Annotated in this window: 16 protein-coding genes and 4 pseudogenes; 8 read left to right on the forward strand and 12 right to left on the reverse strand. The window is 51.6% G+C overall.

Annotated features, from left to right (window positions below; genetic code table 11):
• Positions 1–12 precede the first annotated feature (12 nt).
• The 5 genes from SGP1_RS15850 to SGP1_RS34025 all read left to right on the forward strand — a co-directional run bounded on the left by SGP1_RS15850 (position 13) and on the right by SGP1_RS34025 (position 2,517).
• The gene (locus tag SGP1_RS15850) at positions 13–582 is read left to right on the forward strand and encodes a PTS transporter subunit IIC (RefSeq protein WP_050747748.1); all 570 of its coding nucleotides are present in this window, start codon (positions 13–15) and stop codon (positions 580–582) included.
• Positions 583–711: 129 nt separating this feature from the next.
• Positions 712–882, forward strand: coding sequence for a hypothetical protein (locus tag SGP1_RS34020; protein WP_243466054.1), 171 nt, complete (start codon positions 712–714; stop codon positions 880–882).
• Positions 879–1,334, forward strand: coding sequence for a PTS sugar transporter subunit IIA (locus tag SGP1_RS15855; protein ID WP_011411570.1), 456 nt, complete (start codon positions 879–881; stop codon positions 1,332–1,334). Before SGP1_RS34020 ends, SGP1_RS15855 begins: the two co-directional genes overlap by 4 nt.
• Positions 1,335–1,372: 38 nt before the next feature.
• Positions 1,373–1,702 carry a helix-turn-helix domain-containing protein gene (locus SGP1_RS15860; RefSeq protein WP_243466055.1) on the forward strand — a complete coding sequence of 110 codons (330 nt, stop codon included), beginning with the start codon at positions 1,373–1,375 and terminating at the stop codon, positions 1,700–1,702.
• Positions 1,703–2,364: 662 nt separating this feature from the next.
• On the forward strand, positions 2,365–2,517 hold the full coding sequence (locus SGP1_RS34025) for a helix-turn-helix domain-containing protein (protein WP_243466056.1): 153 nt from the start codon (positions 2,365–2,367) through the stop codon (positions 2,515–2,517).
• A gap of 477 nt (positions 2,518–2,994) precedes the next feature.
• Here the strand turns inward: SGP1_RS34025 and SGP1_RS15875 are convergent.
• From SGP1_RS15875 to SGP1_RS32045, 6 genes and pseudogenes are all read right to left on the reverse strand, one after another.
• Positions 2,995–3,434, reverse strand: a pseudogene (locus SGP1_RS15875) (SDR family oxidoreductase); the annotation flags it as partial.
• Between the two features lie 15 nt (positions 3,435–3,449).
• Positions 3,450–3,983 carry a transposase gene (locus tag SGP1_RS34030; RefSeq protein WP_243466057.1) on the reverse strand — a complete coding sequence of 178 codons (534 nt, stop codon included), beginning with the start codon at positions 3,981–3,983 and terminating at the stop codon, positions 3,450–3,452.
• A gap of 12 nt (positions 3,984–3,995) precedes the next feature.
• A complete protein-coding gene (locus SGP1_RS34035; RefSeq protein WP_243466058.1) occupies positions 3,996–4,247 on the reverse strand; it encodes an IS110 family transposase in 252 nt (83 codons plus the stop codon).
• Positions 4,193–4,411 (reverse strand): hypothetical protein, encoded by a 219-nt coding sequence (locus SGP1_RS34040; protein WP_243466059.1) that lies wholly within the window; start codon positions 4,409–4,411, stop codon positions 4,193–4,195. The genes SGP1_RS34035 and SGP1_RS34040 overlap by 55 nt, the downstream gene beginning before the upstream one ends.
• A 326-nt stretch (positions 4,412–4,737) precedes the next feature.
• The gene (locus SGP1_RS35760; RefSeq protein WP_148203545.1) at positions 4,738–4,947 is read right to left on the reverse strand and encodes a hypothetical protein; all 210 of its coding nucleotides are present in this window, start codon (positions 4,945–4,947) and stop codon (positions 4,738–4,740) included.
• Between the two features lie 11 nt (positions 4,948–4,958).
• Entirely contained in the window at positions 4,959–5,141 is a 183-nt protein-coding gene (locus SGP1_RS32045; protein ID WP_050747750.1) for a hypothetical protein, read from the reverse strand.
• 242 nt (positions 5,142–5,383) lie between these two features.
• Between SGP1_RS32045 and SGP1_RS15895 the strand changes: the two are divergent.
• Positions 5,384–5,725: pseudogene (locus SGP1_RS15895) on the forward strand (winged helix-turn-helix transcriptional regulator).
• 723 nt (positions 5,726–6,448) lie between these two features.
• On the opposite strand, the gene SGP1_RS34050 reads toward SGP1_RS15895, so the two are convergent.
• From SGP1_RS34050 to SGP1_RS15910, 3 genes and pseudogenes are all read right to left on the reverse strand, one after another.
• The gene (locus SGP1_RS34050; protein ID WP_243466060.1) at positions 6,449–6,613 is read right to left on the reverse strand and encodes a hypothetical protein; all 165 of its coding nucleotides are present in this window, start codon (positions 6,611–6,613) and stop codon (positions 6,449–6,451) included.
• Between the two features lie 149 nt (positions 6,614–6,762).
• Positions 6,763–7,791: pseudogene (locus tag SGP1_RS15905) on the reverse strand (IS256 family transposase).
• 38 nt (positions 7,792–7,829) lie between these two features.
• Positions 7,830–8,120 carry a hypothetical protein gene (locus SGP1_RS15910; RefSeq protein WP_148203546.1) on the reverse strand — a complete coding sequence of 97 codons (291 nt, stop codon included), beginning with the start codon at positions 8,118–8,120 and terminating at the stop codon, positions 7,830–7,832.
• A gap of 378 nt (positions 8,121–8,498) precedes the next feature.
• On the opposite strand from SGP1_RS15910, the pseudogene SGP1_RS15915 reads away from it, so the two are divergent.
• A pseudogene (locus SGP1_RS15915) lies at positions 8,499–9,421 on the forward strand (IS5 family transposase).
• 162 nt (positions 9,422–9,583) lie between these two features.
• Here SGP1_RS15915 and SGP1_RS24625 read toward each other — a convergent pair.
• The 3 genes from SGP1_RS24625 to guaB all read right to left on the reverse strand — a co-directional run bounded on the left by SGP1_RS24625 (position 9,584) and on the right by guaB (position 14,316).
• Positions 9,584–10,336, reverse strand: coding sequence for an HNH endonuclease (locus SGP1_RS24625; protein WP_011411571.1), 753 nt, complete (start codon positions 10,334–10,336; stop codon positions 9,584–9,586).
• A gap of 831 nt (positions 10,337–11,167) precedes the next feature.
• Positions 11,168–12,745 carry a glutamine-hydrolyzing GMP synthase gene (gene guaA, locus SGP1_RS15925; RefSeq protein WP_011411572.1) on the reverse strand — a complete coding sequence of 526 codons (1,578 nt, stop codon included), beginning with the start codon at positions 12,743–12,745 and terminating at the stop codon, positions 11,168–11,170.
• A gap of 107 nt (positions 12,746–12,852) precedes the next feature.
• Positions 12,853–14,316 carry an IMP dehydrogenase gene (gene guaB / locus SGP1_RS15930; protein WP_011411573.1) on the reverse strand — a complete coding sequence of 488 codons (1,464 nt, stop codon included), beginning with the start codon at positions 14,314–14,316 and terminating at the stop codon, positions 12,853–12,855.
• 168 nt (positions 14,317–14,484) lie between these two features.
• Here guaB and xseA point away from each other — a divergent pair, with 168 nt between their 5' ends.
• Positions 14,485–15,861 (forward strand): exodeoxyribonuclease VII large subunit, encoded by a 1,377-nt coding sequence (gene xseA, locus SGP1_RS15935; RefSeq protein ID WP_011411574.1) that lies wholly within the window; start codon positions 14,485–14,487, stop codon positions 15,859–15,861.
• Position 15,862 lies beyond the last annotated feature (1 nt).

The raw sequence follows: 15,862 nt of genomic DNA on the forward strand, positions 1-15,862 counted from the left end.
GAGTGTCCCGCCATGTTTATTATCGACTACATTATCAGTAACGGCGCGTCAGTGATAATGCCGCTGATCTTTATTGTATTGGGACTTATCCTGCGGCTGCGGATATCGCAGGCGATCAAAGCCGGCCTGATGGTGAGCATTGGGTTTATCGGTCTTAGTATTACCGTTAATTTGATGATTGATTCGCTTACACCGGTCAGTCATGCCATCGTTAATCGCTTCGGCCTGAACCTGACCGTACTGGATATGGGCTGGCCTGCCGCGACCGCGGTGGCGATGGGCACCCGCGTCGGTGCTCTGGTGATACCGGTGTGCGTCGCGCTGAATGTATTGATGCTATACACCAAAACCACACGTATCCTGAACGTCGATATCTGGAACCTCTGGCATCACGCCTTTGCCGGTTCGCTGGTGGCCATCATCACCGATAACCTGTGGCTGGGTTTGTTCGCGGCGGTGCTTAACTGCGCCATCACCATGGTGATCACCGATCGTACCAGTAAAGATGTGGAAAAATACCTCAGCCTGCTGGGTATTTCCGTCCCCCACGGCTTCTCCGCTTCGTTCGTTCCCGACGCCTGACTGTGAATTTCGTGGTGGATCGCATCCCTTATGTACGCAACATTAAACTTGATACCGAGGTGATCCAGCACCGGCTTTTCTCTGCCTAACGGCGCCTCCAACATCAGCAGCGTTGACTACGCCGGCGCTATGCTGCCTTGGGCAATGATCCAGGGTTTCAAATTAAAAGTGGTGAGCGTCGTGGTCCTCACCGTAATAACCGTACTGCTGGCGCTATGGAACCGGCGCAAAATCCTCCAGGAAGCGCGCGAACTGGCACAAGCGCAGCAGGCTGAAACCAATGTGGGGAATGCATCATGATGTTTAGCGAAAAACGTGTCTTCGTGGTTGACCAGCCGGTCAGCCGGGAGCAATTACTGACCCGGCTGGCGGACAGCCTGCTGGCCGATGGCCTGGTCAAAGACAGTTTTCTCGGCGGCGTACTGGCACGCGAGAAGGAATATCCCACCGGCATCGATATGGAAACCCATGCGATCGCCATTCCGCATATCGAATACGAGCACGTTAACCATACCGGTTTTGCTGTCGCCATCAACCGCGCTGGCGTTGAGTTTCACCGTACCGACGATCCGGCGCTGCGGGTGAAACCGGCTATCGTAGTACTAATGGCCATCGACCCGACCTGCGAAAAGGTCGCGATTGTCCAATCTCTCTTCGCCCTGCTGGCGGATGTTGATGCAGTGAACAAAATCAGCGAATACTCGCCGGCGGAGATAGCAAAAACATTCTTTCAGGCCATCACAACTCGCTAGAATGGGGAGACAGCCAAAGAGCAAAGGGGAAGACGGCGGTGAATAAAGCCATGTTGAGGGTTAGCCAGGTGATCGACATCGCCATGGTGAGCCGCAAAACCGTTTACAACGCCATCAACAGTGGGCGGTTGAAATACCAACTGGTGTTTCACAACAATCGCCAGGTGCGAATGTTTCACCAGGATGATGTGCTGGACGCCTTCCCCAAAGCCAACCGCGCCGCGCTGGAATTTCAGGCGCTGCAACAGGAAGTTGAGCGCCTGAAATTCGCTTTATCCGAACTGCAAAAAGCCGTCGAGGCCATGGATCCCCCTGTACGTACGGAAATGACCGAGGCACGTTTCACACCTAAAACGCCGCCGAAATGAACCCGACCTGACGCCGTACTGCGCACCGCCGGCGATCACCGCACCGGTGATAAAAGCCGCGCTCCCGCCAGAATAACGCGCGTCTCAGCAACTTTTGCTGCCGGGTATAGTGCGCAATGGCATGGGGCTTCCGCAAGGATTTGCGGCATCTTGCCGTCCACATTTGCTGCCATCTTGGTATCTCTCCCCCCGCCTGTAACCGTTTGACGGTAATATTTCGTGCACCGAGACAGCCTGGTCAGCCTGAAATGCTGCTGCCCCTCCCGCGTTTTAGCAGCATGACCGATGACCGCGACGGTCGCCAGTATTGCAGATGCCACATAATTTATGGCTTCATCCGCACCCTGCGCCACCGGTGCGACGGTGGTTGCCGGCTCAGCCCGCGTTTAACACCGGTAATCAGGGCGATCTCATTAAAAGGCGGTGGATCATTATTGCAACCCTGTGCCTGGGAATAGGGTAAAGAAAATGGAATAGAACGCTTTCCATCCTGTGTGGCACTCCCCTGTTTCCCGTTCGACGGGGAAATGCAACAGGTGTCGGCGCCAATAGTGTTTCCATTGATAGCGTTACGATCGTTCTGTTCCCGATCGGCAGGGGGCTTTTACAAAGGCCGCTACGCATTTTATAATGAGCATTACTGAATTAACGCTGAGCAGATTGTGGGACGACATAAACAGTTTGATGAATGCGAAGCGCTGGACGCAGCATTAACCGTTTTCTGGCAGAAAGGTTATGAAGGCGCCTCGTTTGAAGATTTGACCAAGGCAACGGGCGTGGCACGTCCCGGCCTTTACGCAGCATTTTGGCAATAAGGCGTCGCTGGTTGGTAAAGCCCTTGACCTTTATGAGACAAAATACCTGTGTTTCATGACGGAGGCCTTGGAACAACCGACCTCGTTAAAGGTAGTGGAACACATGCTGCGCGGCGCCTTGGCTCTGCACACCTTGGCTGCCTGGGCATAAACGGCGCCCTCGCCTGTTCTAACGACGCCGAATCGATTCGTTGCAAGCTGGTGCGCCGGCGCGAGTCAGCACAATCATCGTTAGGCATGCGTCTTTAACAGGCTCAGGCAGAGGGCTATTTGCCGGCGTGGGTAAACACGGCAAATATGGCCTCCTATATCATGGCCGTCTCGCAGGGTATGGCGGTATAGGCGAAGGCCGGCGCGTCAAAGGAGATGCTGGAAGGTTTGGTCAATCACGTGCTGAGCACCTGTCCCACTGCGTGGCGAGCCACGCTGAGATTCACGAGTTTATGCAAGCGTCACAGCATCGAACCATTAAACTATTTAAACCGTAGGAACGGTGCCCCCGTCAATGACGTATTCCGTACCGGAAATCGCTGCGGCCAGGGGTGACACCAGGAACGCAATAAGATGGACGACCTCGGCAGGCGTAGAGAGCCGTCCGAGTGGAATGCCGCCAAGAGCGTTCATGATGATACGTTTTCAGTTCACGCCTGCCGGGCAAAGCGTTCGGCCAGCGCGACGGCGGCCTCGGTCCCTATCCACCCCGGCGCCACACGGACAACCCAGATGCCTTTTGGCGTCACTTCTTTTGACAAGCTTTTACTGTACGTCGACAGTGCCGCTTTGGCCGCGGCATAGGCCGTCGTTGATTCAGGCAAAGGCAGCTCGCGCTGAATTGATGTGACGTAGATGATGACGCCGTTTTGCTGCGCCAGCATCCCGGGCAACAGCGCGCGATCCAGACGGACAGCCGCCAATAGATACCGTCTTGCCAGTTATCTTGCAAGACATATTCCAGCATCGAACACCTGCCCTGATTTCAGCACTCCGTAAGCTTGTTGCAATAGTTTCTTCATTGCCGCACACACGACAACTTTCCCTGATTTATTACGTGCATTCATACGCTCTTTCAGCGCTATTATTACTGGGTTATAGCACATTACCGTCAGGGCCGGCATATACAGGGCTTTACGTATCATGGCGTTGCCCACCTTTGATATCCGACTTTTACCTTTCCACAGCCCAGACTCCTGCAACATCGGATTCAGACCAGCCCAAGCCACGACAGCTTTGCTGCTATCGAACCGTGACATATCACCAAAATAGCCCAATATCATGCTACTCAACACGCCAGCTATCCCAGGGATCGATTCCAACAGTTCCCTGTTTTGCTTAAGACTTGGATCGTTGCCTATATGATTGTCCATCGCCTGTTTTATCTCTGCTATTTGGGTATCCAGCGCAGCGATGACCGCGCGGATGGAAACCTGTACTAACGGGGGGGCTGTTTCCAGGCGATTTTCTTCCATCTGCTTCATTTCCTACAGATTTATTAGCCGGTTGACCAACGCTTTCAGCTTTCTTTCATTCAGCGGCAACGCTTGCCACAACACGGGAGCATGCAGCTTACAATAACGCGCGATCATGCGTGCATCGCCTTTATCTGTCTTGTTACGACTCAGTTCACTGCAGCCGAATGATTTTATGCGTGCTGGATTTTCCACGCTCACAGCGTAACCTATATCAGCCAGGAAAGTAGACAATAGCTCACTGTAAGCACCTGTTGCTTCCATGCATATAGGCAGTCACCGAACGGCTCAAGCCATTTTTTCAGCGCATCGAAACCCTTAGGCGTGTTAGAAAAGGCTTTGGATTTGTAGGCTGCTTTACCTTTCCAGACTGCAACGTCAAATTTCTGGGAAGCAACATCAATGCCGACAGGGGTGAGAATTTGCACGTGCTATCTCCTTCTGGGTGAATCAGGAAACCGCCATGACCTTCCTTATAGATACGTGCTCCAGGCACAGGATACCGTCCAGTCTTGAAGGCGGGAGATAAGTCGTGGGGGATGAATCTATTGGACAGGCTCTAAGCCCGAGGGAGGGTTCCATCTCACCCACAACTTCCCGATGATCAGTCGGGGAGCATAATACCCTGAGTACAATGATCGAGATACAAGGTTAAGGTTAAGATTCAGCTCCCACTCCTCCTCCCCCCAGCACGGCGAAACTTCCTCCCGGCGCAGACGAGCCGCCCAGCACATGCACAAGATATCGACGCCCCCTAAATATGTATTGACCACGCTCGCCACGATGTTACAGCCCTCTGGGTGGTCAGGTCGGCCGTGACAAAAAAATCAGCCTGCATCTCCACCGGCAGGTTGCGCGCCGTGGTGAGTAAGCAGGCGCACAGTTCTTGCATTACCTGTACCACCGCTTTGCCGACGCCTTTGGTCCCCGAGGTGACCAGCACACGCTGACCTTGTAATTTCATATCCCAATGCATCAGCTTATCTCCAGAGTGAGGATTTTATCGTCCGCGAGTTTGAACAGGTGCCGCAGCTGCACGGGACTTCCGTGAAAATCACCAACGACTTTAGCGACCACTATCACCCATTCTCCCTGCCGCACACTTTTCAACGCTTCGATGCTGTAGGCGTACTTCTGTTGCGCTTCACGCACCAACAAGCAATAGCGTCATATCCGTGATAACACTGCCCTTCATCCATCACGACCGCATTGGGAGCGAAACAGTGGTCAATCGCGTCAATGCCACGTCGTTGCTGACCGCAAAAAAGGTCACAAGCGCTTCGGGTAATAATAGCGTCATGGTTGTCCTAATTAATCATTGCCGTACGGTCATTTTCTTCATAAGCTAACGCTTTATCAAGAACACACAGAAAAGTAAGTTACCTACCCATGAGAAAGACATATATCCGGTGACCGCCGCCCATGGCGTGGAAAACGTACTTAAACTGCTAGAAGGCAGATAGAAACTCATCATCCTGTTCCACCTGTTTGACGGCAAAATACAGCGCTATTCCGATTTGGAAAAATTTATCCCGGGCATTTCATAGAAAATGCTCGCCCAGCAATTGCGGCAGCTAGAAGCGGACGGGATCGTGGCGCGCAAGATTTATCCGCAAGTTCCCCCAAAAGTGGAATACCGCCTGACGGAATGGAGCCAGGCATTATGCCCGGCGTTAGACGCCATGCTTAAATGGGCAGAGCAAAAAGAGGAATTCCTGCCAGCGCCTGACACGACAGAGTAGTTTCTGTATTGTGAGCGGTGGGTTATTACGGTGACAGCATTATCTGCTGCAAAACTCAGATTATTATTACAGTAATAAAATATAAAAAGTCTAGTACGGACGTCCTGACGAAGTCGATTAAACTGACTTTTATTGAAGCCTGCCAATTTGATATTTAGCAAAAGCATTCCTCTCTCACCTATTGGCGTCGCAAGAATAATTAGGCCATTACGCTAAAAAATAGAGAACAACCTTAACCTATAACGATTCATTTATAACGCCCCGGCGATTCCGGTAATTCGATGTCGGTGAAAATAGAAACGTGCCTGTCCTGCCGGTGATTTCTCCCGTACCATAGCGATGTAGCTATTGTGAGCTTTTGCAGCTGTGCTAAGTATCCGCGCCGGTTCCCGCAAAAGATGCCCCTGTCCTTGCGCAAGCGATGATGACACGGCGGTAAACACTCAAAGAACGCAAAACAAACAGGTCCAACAGCGTGACAGAAACTGACAAAGCGCGTTTATGGCCGGGCACGAATACAGTGATTACGGGGGCTTGGCGCCCTCATCACGCTGCGTACAGAGAGCATTTGCGTTTGGCAAAGATCACTAATTCCCCTGGAATGGGGTACCTACAATTGTTGCCTTAATAAACCCCTAGTGGACGTTACGACAGTCAATAACCAATAGAATATCGAGGCTTAAACGGTAATTTCGGAGGAGAAACGGCTCTCCAAGAGGCTGATTATCCGGCGGATTTAGATAAGGAGATCCCTTTTTGCCCCGTATAAAACACCACCAGGGTGACACCTTCTTTACCTGTGTAACCACGGTGAGCGCTGTCGACCATCTCGGATATGACCTCTCCTGCCTTAAGCGTGCGTTTTTGGCCATTGGCTTTCTTTTCCACCGTCAGCGCCCCTTCCTGCACATAGGCGGAATTAGGGATGGGATGTTCATGCCAGGCCAGTGTGGAATTGAGTGCAATAGTGATTTTCAGAACGGAAAGTTGCGGCGTACCTTTTGGGTAGAGTTATTATCAAATCTGGTGTATGGCGATCAGGCTACGTTCTGCTCTGATGCTTCGTGAATCTGTTCTCCATCCTGAAATTGGACGTTGTTTATCACCAGGGTCAGCAGGTCAAATCCTCTTAGCCGGTTCCAGCTTTTCTGAGCAGACTGGAGCAGCTTAAATACCATTGATAGTGTGGTTTCTCTCGAACCACACTTCTTTGCGCGTCTGCTTCGTAGCCTCATAGTCGCAAAAGCCGATTCAATCGGCTTTGTCGTTCTTATTGATGCCCAGTGCTCTGACGGGAAGTCGTAGAATGCCAGCAGTTCTTCTCGATCTTTCTCCAGCTTCTTCATCGCTGCAGGATACTTCGCTGAAAACCTTGCCAACAAAACATCAAAAAGCACATTAGCCGTTTTGTGCACCCAACAGCGTTGGTGCTGCGTGTCCGGGAATATCTTTGCCATTGCATTCCAAAACTAAGGGCACCGTCTCCCTTAGCCAGCTTGGGAGATACGGTTAGGCCACGTGCTCGCAGGCCATGGAGAAGTTCGGCCCAGTTTGCTTCTGATTCTCGATAACCCTCTTCGACCGCAACCAGCTCCTGACGTCCATGCTCAGTGACGCCGATAATGACCAGTAGGCAAAGGCGATCATCTTGCCTGACATAGCTGTATATGCCATCAGCCCAGAAATAAACGTAGCGCGTATCGCTTAAATCACGCAGGCACCATTGCCTGTGCACTTCAAGCCATTGCTGTTTCAGTCTGCTGATGGTACTCGTGGAGAGGACATGGGCTTTTTCACCGAGTAGCGCCCCCAGGGCTTCATGAAAATCACCGGTGGATATGCCTCGCAGATACAGCCATGGCAGCAACGCGCTGTTGAACGCTGTGGCAAATAACCGTTACGGACGACGGCATGACGCCCATCGTCAAGACGGCGTTCAGCATGGCTTCGAGCTCAGCCTCAACGACGGCGGCTATCAGTTGTCTGGCACCATGACGGATGAGTTCATGCAAGGGCTCACCGGTAATATCTGGTTCTGCGGAGACCTGTAGGGTAGACTTTTTCATGGCGTATCGTCTCTCTGTTGTTGAAATCATCCACGAAATCAATCAGCAGCATACGCCACCCTCTCCGAAACCTCATACACCAGAAATGAGCATAACTCTTTTGGGTAAGCCTGATATGAAACACCATCCCAAGACTTTTCGGTCTCGAGAAGTTTTTCAACGCTAACGCCGCCATCTTTATCGTTTTCATCTGCCTGGGTAAAAAAGAAATGATGAGAAAAGTAAAATATATACAAACAGATAAAGTTCGATTGGATAGTCGCATGCATGATCCTTTGTATATTTCGGGTGGTGGGTGGTGGGTGGTGGGTGGTCAAAAACCATAGCATCTCCGTCACGACGGGGGAAGGACTCTTTAGGGTAATGCCGCTGTCGCGAAATGAACACCCAAATCGGTATTAAGATTACATCCGACGGTAGAGCGGAAACCGCTGGGAAAGGTCCATTGGCAGAAATGACCTTTTGCAATAACAGCCGCTTGCGACAGGATAAATGAAAGATTGTGGTGGTTAGTTTTGCACTTAGCACCAACAAAATTATCTTCACAATTAAAAAAATGTAGCAACTCGCCAAATGAGAAAAATAACCTCCTCACGAGAGCGAGTATTTAACGCGGATGACGCTTTACAATAGGCTTTGTTGAATAAATATAACTTTTAGGTGATCGTCTGCTCAGATCACTACCGTCATTTCAACATCTGCACTCCATGGCAAAGCAAAAGTTTAAAATAACCAACTGGTCCACTTACAACAAAGCTCTCAAGCAGCGCGGGGCTCTGACGATATGGCTGGATGAGTCGGCAATTGTTGCATGGACGGAAAAAACAACGCCTGAACGGCGTGGCCGGCCGCTTCACTACGCAGATATGGCTATCACCACTGTTCTGATGATGAAACGCGTGTTTGGCCTTTCGTTAAGGGCTTTCAGGGCTTCGTTGACGCCATTTTTAAACTGATGGTGCTACCGCTAAGATACCCAGACTACTCGCTGATCAGCAAGCGAGCAAAGACAGTTAAGATTAGCATAAAAACGCCGACCCGTGGTAAAATCTCACCTCTAGTCATTGACGGAACCGGCCTGAAGGTCTTTGGCGAAGGCGAATGGAAAGTCCGACAGCATGGTGCCGACAGACGGAGGGTATGGCGTAAGCTGCATATGGCCGCAGACAGTGTAATGCATGAGATTATCTGTGCTGACTTATCGCTCAGCGGTACGACGGATGCTCAGGCCCTACCCGCTCTGATAAACCAGACCCAGCGGAAAATCAGGGAAGCGTCGGCTGATGGCGCTTACGATATCCGCTACTGTCATGATGCTCTGCTGAGGAAGAAAATAAGGCCTCTTATTCCTCCACGAGGTGGGGCGCAATATTGGCCAGACCGATACCATGAGCGTAACTACGCCGTTGCGAATCAGCGTCTAAGCGGCAGTAACGATGTATGGAAAAAGCAAGTGGGCTATCATCGACGCTCAGTGGCTGAAACAGCGATATTCCGGTTCAAAACGCTTATGGGCGATCATCTAAGTCTGCGTGACTATGATGCGCAGGTAGGTGAGGCAATGGCGATGGTCAAAGCGCTTAACGAAATGACGCTGTTAGGAATGCCGAACAGCATCCGGATCGCATAACAATCGATCTGCTAGGGGGGGCGTAGTCACAAGTTCTGATTTATTCAACAAAGCTTTTACAACACTCAACGCTTATGAAATATATAAGGTCATCGTCGTGTGATCCCGCTTAATGCTTTGCCAAGATCTAAACACTTTTCAGTACCCGCTTACCAAAAATTTTTATGGCTGCCGGTAAAGGTTTTCACAGCTATGTTTGAACACTTTTTCTCTATGGTAGGTCAGATATTCTTCTAATTCATTAGAGATTTTCCGCAGTCTTAAATTTCTTCTCAGCCTTAAATCCTGTATATCGTTTTGTGATAACTGGGGTGAAAACATTACATCGCCGCTTGCGCTAAATGTAATCAAGCCCGCATCAAAAAGGTGATCTAGCATCGGTTGCAGGAGCAAACCATTCATAGGATCCAAACGTTCTTGATTGGAAAAATCCTTCCATGGATTTATATGTGATGCACGAAGAAAAGAGATGTTTTTTAATCCCGTTACTGCACAGCAACCCCACAGATTTATCACGCCATCCCTAAAAAAATCTTGTCCGATACGACTTTTAATGATGGCGTCTTTTTCAGTTTTACTGAATGAATAAAACTCATTTTTATGTAATTCAATTTCATCTAACAAATCTAATCCTAGCTTTCCTTGACCAATTTTGAATATAAATTGACTGGGCACCTCTGTACGTAGTTTACATCCTATGAGGAAAATCTCTCCGTAATAAATGAATGAATAATGGTGCATCTCTCGATAAAAAAGATGTATTTTCTCATTTTCAGATTCCGCATTGATAATTCTTTTATCTGCAAAATATTTTTTCTCACCCTCCCAGTGAAGCACCCCATTATCTAGTAAATCTTTGTACTGGGTAAGTGCCTCTTGTTTGTTTTTTTCACAAATAAAATAATGTAGTTGCACCCTGAAGGTGTTATAACACCTCTGGAAATCGCTTGAAATTTACTATACCCCCAAAGTTTTTCCAAAAAGGGACGTTCATACCCCTCCCCAATTTTGAGCTTTTCAAAACCGACTTTCACAATATTTCCTCACTGATAGCTGACGTTCAATTCAATGGCTCACCCTATTGTGTATATAATATGCTTTGCATTGTCCTTTCATGACCCGGAATATAACGTGAAAACTCCATTTCTTCTTACGAAAAGATCGTTGGGAATGTTTTCTCTTTGAGGCTGACTTCCATTTGAATCAGCTTGCAAGGCTCAGCAGCAAGCAAGTTCGTGCAACAGCGCCCTAACTTTAAAAACCTAAAAATCAGATCATTACAAATTGGTTGCTATGAATAGCTAGGTAGATACCACTTAACTTGAACTTAAGCTTCTGAGTGTAACAGTGGCATATTTTAGGCATTTTTTCACCTTCAAGTCGAACATATGTCACCTGCTTGAATGATTTTATCCGCATCAACTTAGTGCAGACGTAACCAGGTTTCAATAGGTTGGCATGACATTCGTTAAATCAAAATAACAAAAACCCCCTCAACGCATTCAAGTACATCAATTCTCCTAAAATAAAAGTCTCATTTCAGGGAATGATCCTAATTATTCATCTACAAACACCCCAATATTTTGTATTTTATATGACCCAAGAAACTCATATTTAAGCGATAGGATTTCAATAAAGAGGCATACCACAAAATCTCAATTGTATATACAATAAAGCAGGGCGAGAAAATGCCAACCATTAAATAATGGTCGGCATTTTCTAAATTAACATGTATGACTACGGTCTTTATTCCCACTCAATCGTCGCCGGCGGTTTGCCGGAAATGTCATACACGACCCGGGAAATACCGTCGATCTCATTGATAATACGGTTGGAAACGCGGCCCAGGAAATCATAAGGCAAGTGCGCCCAATGGGCGGTCATAAAGTCGATGGTTTCAACCGCTCGCAGCGAAACCACCCAGTCGTATTTGCGGCCGTCGCCCATGACACCGACGGAGCGCACGGGCAAAAAGACGGTAAAGGCCTGGCTGACTTTGTTGTACAGATCCGCCTTGTACAGTTCTTCGATAAAGATAGCATCGGCGCGGCGCAGCAAATCGCAATACTCTTTCTTCACCTCACCCAGCACCCGCACGCCCAAACCCGGTCCGGGGAACGGATGGCGATAAAGCATATCGTAAGGCAGGCCGAGTTCCAGGCCTATCTTGCGTACTTCATCCTTGAACAGCTCTTTCAACGGCTCCACCAAGCCCATTTTCATCTCTTTCGGCAGGCCGCCAACGTTATGGTGCGACTTGATGACATGGGCTTTGCCGGTGGCGGACGCGGCAGATTCGATGACGTCCGGGTAAATGGTGCCCTGCGCCAGCCATTTCACGTCGGAGAGGCTCAGAGCCTGTTCGTCAAACACCTCGACAAATACCCGGCCGATGGTTTTCCGTTTTGTTTCCGGATCGTCAATGCCGGCCAGCGCGGAAAGAAACCTGTCTTCCGCCGGTACAGCGATAATGTTCAAGCCGTAGTGATCGCCAAACATTTCCATCACCTGACTGGCTTCGTTAAGGCGCAGCAGACCGTTATCGACGAACACGCAGGTCAGCCGTTCGCCGATGGCCCGGTGCAACAGCATGGCGGTAACCGACGAATCTACGCCGCCGGATAAACCGAGAATGACCCGATCGTTGCCAACCTGTTCGCGGATACGGGCGACGGCATCTTCGATGATTTTGGCCGGCGTCCACAGCGGCGTGCACCGGCAAATATCAAGTACGAAGCGTTCCAGCATGCGCTGACCCTGACGAGTATGGGTGACTTCGGGGTGAAATTGCACGCCGTAGAACCGTTTTTCTTCATTGGCCATAATGGCGAAGTGGCAGGTTTCGGTGCTGGCAACGGTGACAAAATCCGCCGGAATGGCGGTAACTTTGTCGCCATGGCTCATCCAGACATCCAGCAGTGGCGCTCCGCCGGTGCCGATGTCGTCCTGGATGTCGCGCACCAGTAAGCTGTCAGTCAACACTTCTACCTGGGCATAACCAAACTCGCGCTGCGTCGAACCCTGGACTTTGCCGCCAAGCTGCATCGCCATGGTTTGCATGCCGTAGCAAACGCCCAGCACCGGCACGCCTGCCTGAAACACATAATCCGGCGCGCGCGGGCTGTCCTGCTCGGTGGTGCTTTCCGGACCGCCGGAAAGGATGATGCCGCTGGGGTTGAATTCGCGTATTTGTGCTTCGGTTACATCCCATGCCCAAAGTTCGCAATAGACGCCCAATTCGCGCACCCGGCGAGCCACCAGTTGGGTGTATTGCGAGCCGAAGTCCAGAATCAGAATGCGGTGTTTATGGATATTTTCTGTCATTGATGGAGTATTCCGAGAGCGTGTAGCAAAAAGTATCAATGCCCGGTCGTCAGAGACTGGACAGAACGGCGGCGGACCGGCGAGGCCCGCGCGCCGAGGGAAATTCGTTAACCCAGGCGGTAGTTCGGGGATTCTTTGGTGATGGCGACGTCATGAACGTGGCTTTCCTGGATGCCGGCACCGCTGATACGGACAAACTCCGCTTTGGTACGAAGGTCGTCGATAGTAGAACAACCGGTCAGCCCCATACAGGAACGCAACCCGCCCATTTTTTGATGGACGATTTCCTTCAGGCGTCCTTTATACTCCACGCGGCCCTCGATCCCTTCCGGCACTAATTTGTCGGCGGCGTTATCGGTCTGGAAATACCGGTCGGACGAACCTTTAGACATTGCGCCAAGAGATCCCATGCCGCGGTAAGATTTGAAGGATCGGCCCTGAAACAGTTCAATTTCTCCCGGTGATTCTTCGGTGCCTGCCAAAAGCGATCCCACCATGACACAGGCGGCGCCGGCGGCAATGGCTTTGGCAATATCGCCGGAAAAACGGATGCCGCCGTCGGCGATGACGGGAATCCCCGTCCCTTCCAGGGCTTCCACCGCATCAGAGATAGCAGTGATCTGCGGCACACCCACGCCGGTTACGATACGTGTGGTACAGATAGAGCCGGGGCCGATGCCCACTTTCACCGCGCTAACGCCGGCCGCAACCAGCGCGAGCGCGCCGGCGCCGGTGGCGACGTTGCCGCCGATGATTTGCAGGTCGGGGTATTTGGCACGTGTTTCGCGGATACGTTGCAGCACGCCTTCGGAATGGCCGTGGGAGGAGTCGATAAGTAAAATGTCAACGCCGGCGCTCACCAAGGCATCAATACGTTCTTCATTGCCGGCTCCTGCGCCCACCGCGGCACCGACGCGCAAGCGGCCATGTTCATCCTTACAGGCATTGGGTTTGCGCTTGGCCTTTTGGAAGTCTTTTACCGTAATCATGCCGAGCAGATGGAACTGTTCGTCCACTACCAGCGCTTTTTCAACGCGCCTCTCGTGCATTTTTGCCAACACCACTTCCCGGGCTTCACCTTCTTTTACCGTCACCAGGAGTTCTTTCGGCGTCATCACGGCGGAAACCGGTTGGCTTAAGTCGGTGACAAAGCGAATGTCGCGGCCGGTAATAATCCCTACCAATTCATTTTCATCCGTCACCACCGGGTAGCCGGCAAAACCGTTGCGCGCGGTCAGTGCTTTCACCTCGGACAGGGTAGTATTGGGCGTGACGCACTGGGGATTGGTTACGACGCCGCTTTCATGGCGTTTTACGCGACCTACTTCCTCGGCCTGGCGTTCGATAGACATGTTTTTGTGAATGAAACCGATACCGCCTTCCTGCGCCAGAGCGATGGCCAGGCTGGATTCAGTTACCGTATCCATTGCCGCGGACAGCATGGGAATATTCAGGCGAATTTTCTGAGTCAATCGGGTGCAGAGATCGGCGGTGTTGGGCAGAACCGTGGAGTGGGCGGGAAGGAGCAGAACGTCGTCGAATGTCAGAGCTTCTTTAGCAATACGTAACATAGCAATATCTCACCAAGGTGGATGTGAAACAGATAAAATATTGCCGTGGCATTATACAGAACGTAATCGGTTGCCTCCAGTGTTATTTTCAAAAATCTCTTGCTTACCGTTTCACAATAAGTAATATCAATCAATTAAGGCTTTGCAATGGAATTTGATCCCGCTCACATGTCTACCCCGCCCTCATCCCTGATTTTTACCGTTAGCCGCCTGAATAAAACGGTTCGCGAATTGCTGGAAGGCGAGATGGGGCAGATTTGGCTGACGGGCGAGATCTCCAATTTTTCCCAACCCGCATCGGGCCATTGGTACTTCACACTGAAGGACGACCGCGCCCAGGTGCGCTGCGCGATGTTTCGCAACACCAATCGCCGTACAACCTTTGCGCCGCGCAACGGTCAGCAGGTGCTGGTGCGCGCATCCCTTACGCTTTACGAGCCGCGCGGCGATTATCAGCTCATCGCCGAAAGCATGCAGCCGGCCGGCGACGGCTTGCTGCAACAGCAGTTCGAGCAGCTAAAGCAGCAATTAAGCGACGAGGGGCTGTTCAGTCAGCAATTCAAGCAGCCGCTGCCCAGTCCGGCCCGCCGCGTGGGGGTGATTACCTCTGCCAGCGGGGCGGCGTTGCATGATATTTTGCAGGTGTTGCAACGCCGTGACCCGTCGCTGCCGGTGGTGATTTATCCCACCGCGGTGCAAGGACAGGAAGCGCCGGCCCAGATTTTGCGCGCCCTCGAAGCCGCCAACCGGCGCGCTGAGTGCGATGTGTTGATCGTCGGACGCGGGGGCGGTTCGCTGGAGGATCTCGCCAGCTTCAACGATGAACGGGTGGCGCGGGCGATTTTCGCCAGCCGCCTGCCGGTGGTTAGCGCCGTCGGTCATGAAACCGATGTGACTATTGCCGATTTTGTCGCCGATTTGCGCGCGCCAACGCCCTCGGCGGCCGCCGAACTGGTGAGCCGCAATCAGCTGGAGCTATTGCGGCAACTTCAGTCGCAACAGCAGCGGTTGGAAATGGCGATGGATTATTTCCTCGCGCAGCGCCAGCAGCGATACAGCCGTTTACAACACCGCCTACAGCAGCAGCATCCCCAACTGCGGCTCGCCCGCCAGCACACCGCGCTGATGACCCTGCGCCGCCGCCTTGACGACGGGGTACAGGGGCAGTTGCGCCAGGCGCAGCGCCGTCACGACTATGTGCGCCAGCGTATGGTGCAGCAGGCGCCCGCGGCGCGTATCAACCGGGCGCAGCAGCGTTTGCAGGCGTTGCGATACCAATTGAGCCAGGGAATAAGCCTGCGGGTAAACCGGCAAAATAATGCCTTTGTCGCGCTCTGCTCCCGTCTGGAGGGCATGAGTCCGCTGAAAACGCTGGCGCGGGGGTTTAGCGTCACGACAGACAGCCACGGCGCGGTAGTGAAGCAAACCCGTCAGCTGAGCGCCGGCGATCGTTTGACGACCCGGCTGCGCGATGGCTGGGTAGAGAGTCAGGTAACCGAGATAACCCGTCAGCCGGCGAGACGCCCGCGACGTTCACAAGACTGAT

The organism is Sodalis glossinidius str. 'morsitans' (assembly GCF_000010085.1).
Classification (GTDB): domain Bacteria; phylum Pseudomonadota; class Gammaproteobacteria; order Enterobacterales; family Enterobacteriaceae; genus Sodalis; species Sodalis glossinidius.

What these genes read in the sequence shown, in the direction of transcription:
- SGP1_RS15850 (WP_050747748.1), top strand. Translation starts at nt 13, where the DNA reads ATGTTTATTATCGACTACATTATCAGTAACGGCGCGTCAGTGATAATG.
- SGP1_RS34020 (WP_243466054.1), top strand. Translation starts at nt 712, where the DNA reads ATGCTGCCTTGGGCAATGATCCAGGGTTTCAAATTAAAAGTGGTGAGC.
- SGP1_RS15855 (WP_011411570.1), top strand. Translation starts at nt 879, where the DNA reads ATGATGTTTAGCGAAAAACGTGTCTTCGTGGTTGACCAGCCGGTCAGC.
- SGP1_RS34030 (WP_243466057.1), bottom strand. Translation starts at nt 3,983, where the DNA reads ATGGAAGAAAATCGCCTGGAAACAGCCCCCCCGTTAGTACAGGTTTCC.
- SGP1_RS34035 (WP_243466058.1), bottom strand. Translation starts at nt 4,247, where the DNA reads ATGGAAGCAACAGGTGCTTACAGTGAGCTATTGTCTACTTTCCTGGCT.
- SGP1_RS35760 (WP_148203545.1), bottom strand. Translation starts at nt 4,947, where the DNA reads ATGAAATTACAAGGTCAGCGTGTGCTGGTCACCTCGGGGACCAAAGGC.
- SGP1_RS15910 (WP_148203546.1), bottom strand. Translation starts at nt 8,120, where the DNA reads ATGCTATGGTTTTTGACCACCCACCACCCACCACCCACCACCCGAAAT.
- guaA (WP_011411572.1), bottom strand. Translation starts at nt 12,745, where the DNA reads ATGACAGAAAATATCCATAAACACCGCATTCTGATTCTGGACTTCGGC.
- guaB (WP_011411573.1), bottom strand. Translation starts at nt 14,316, where the DNA reads ATGTTACGTATTGCTAAAGAAGCTCTGACATTCGACGACGTTCTGCTC.
- xseA (WP_011411574.1), top strand. Translation starts at nt 14,485, where the DNA reads ATGTCTACCCCGCCCTCATCCCTGATTTTTACCGTTAGCCGCCTGAAT.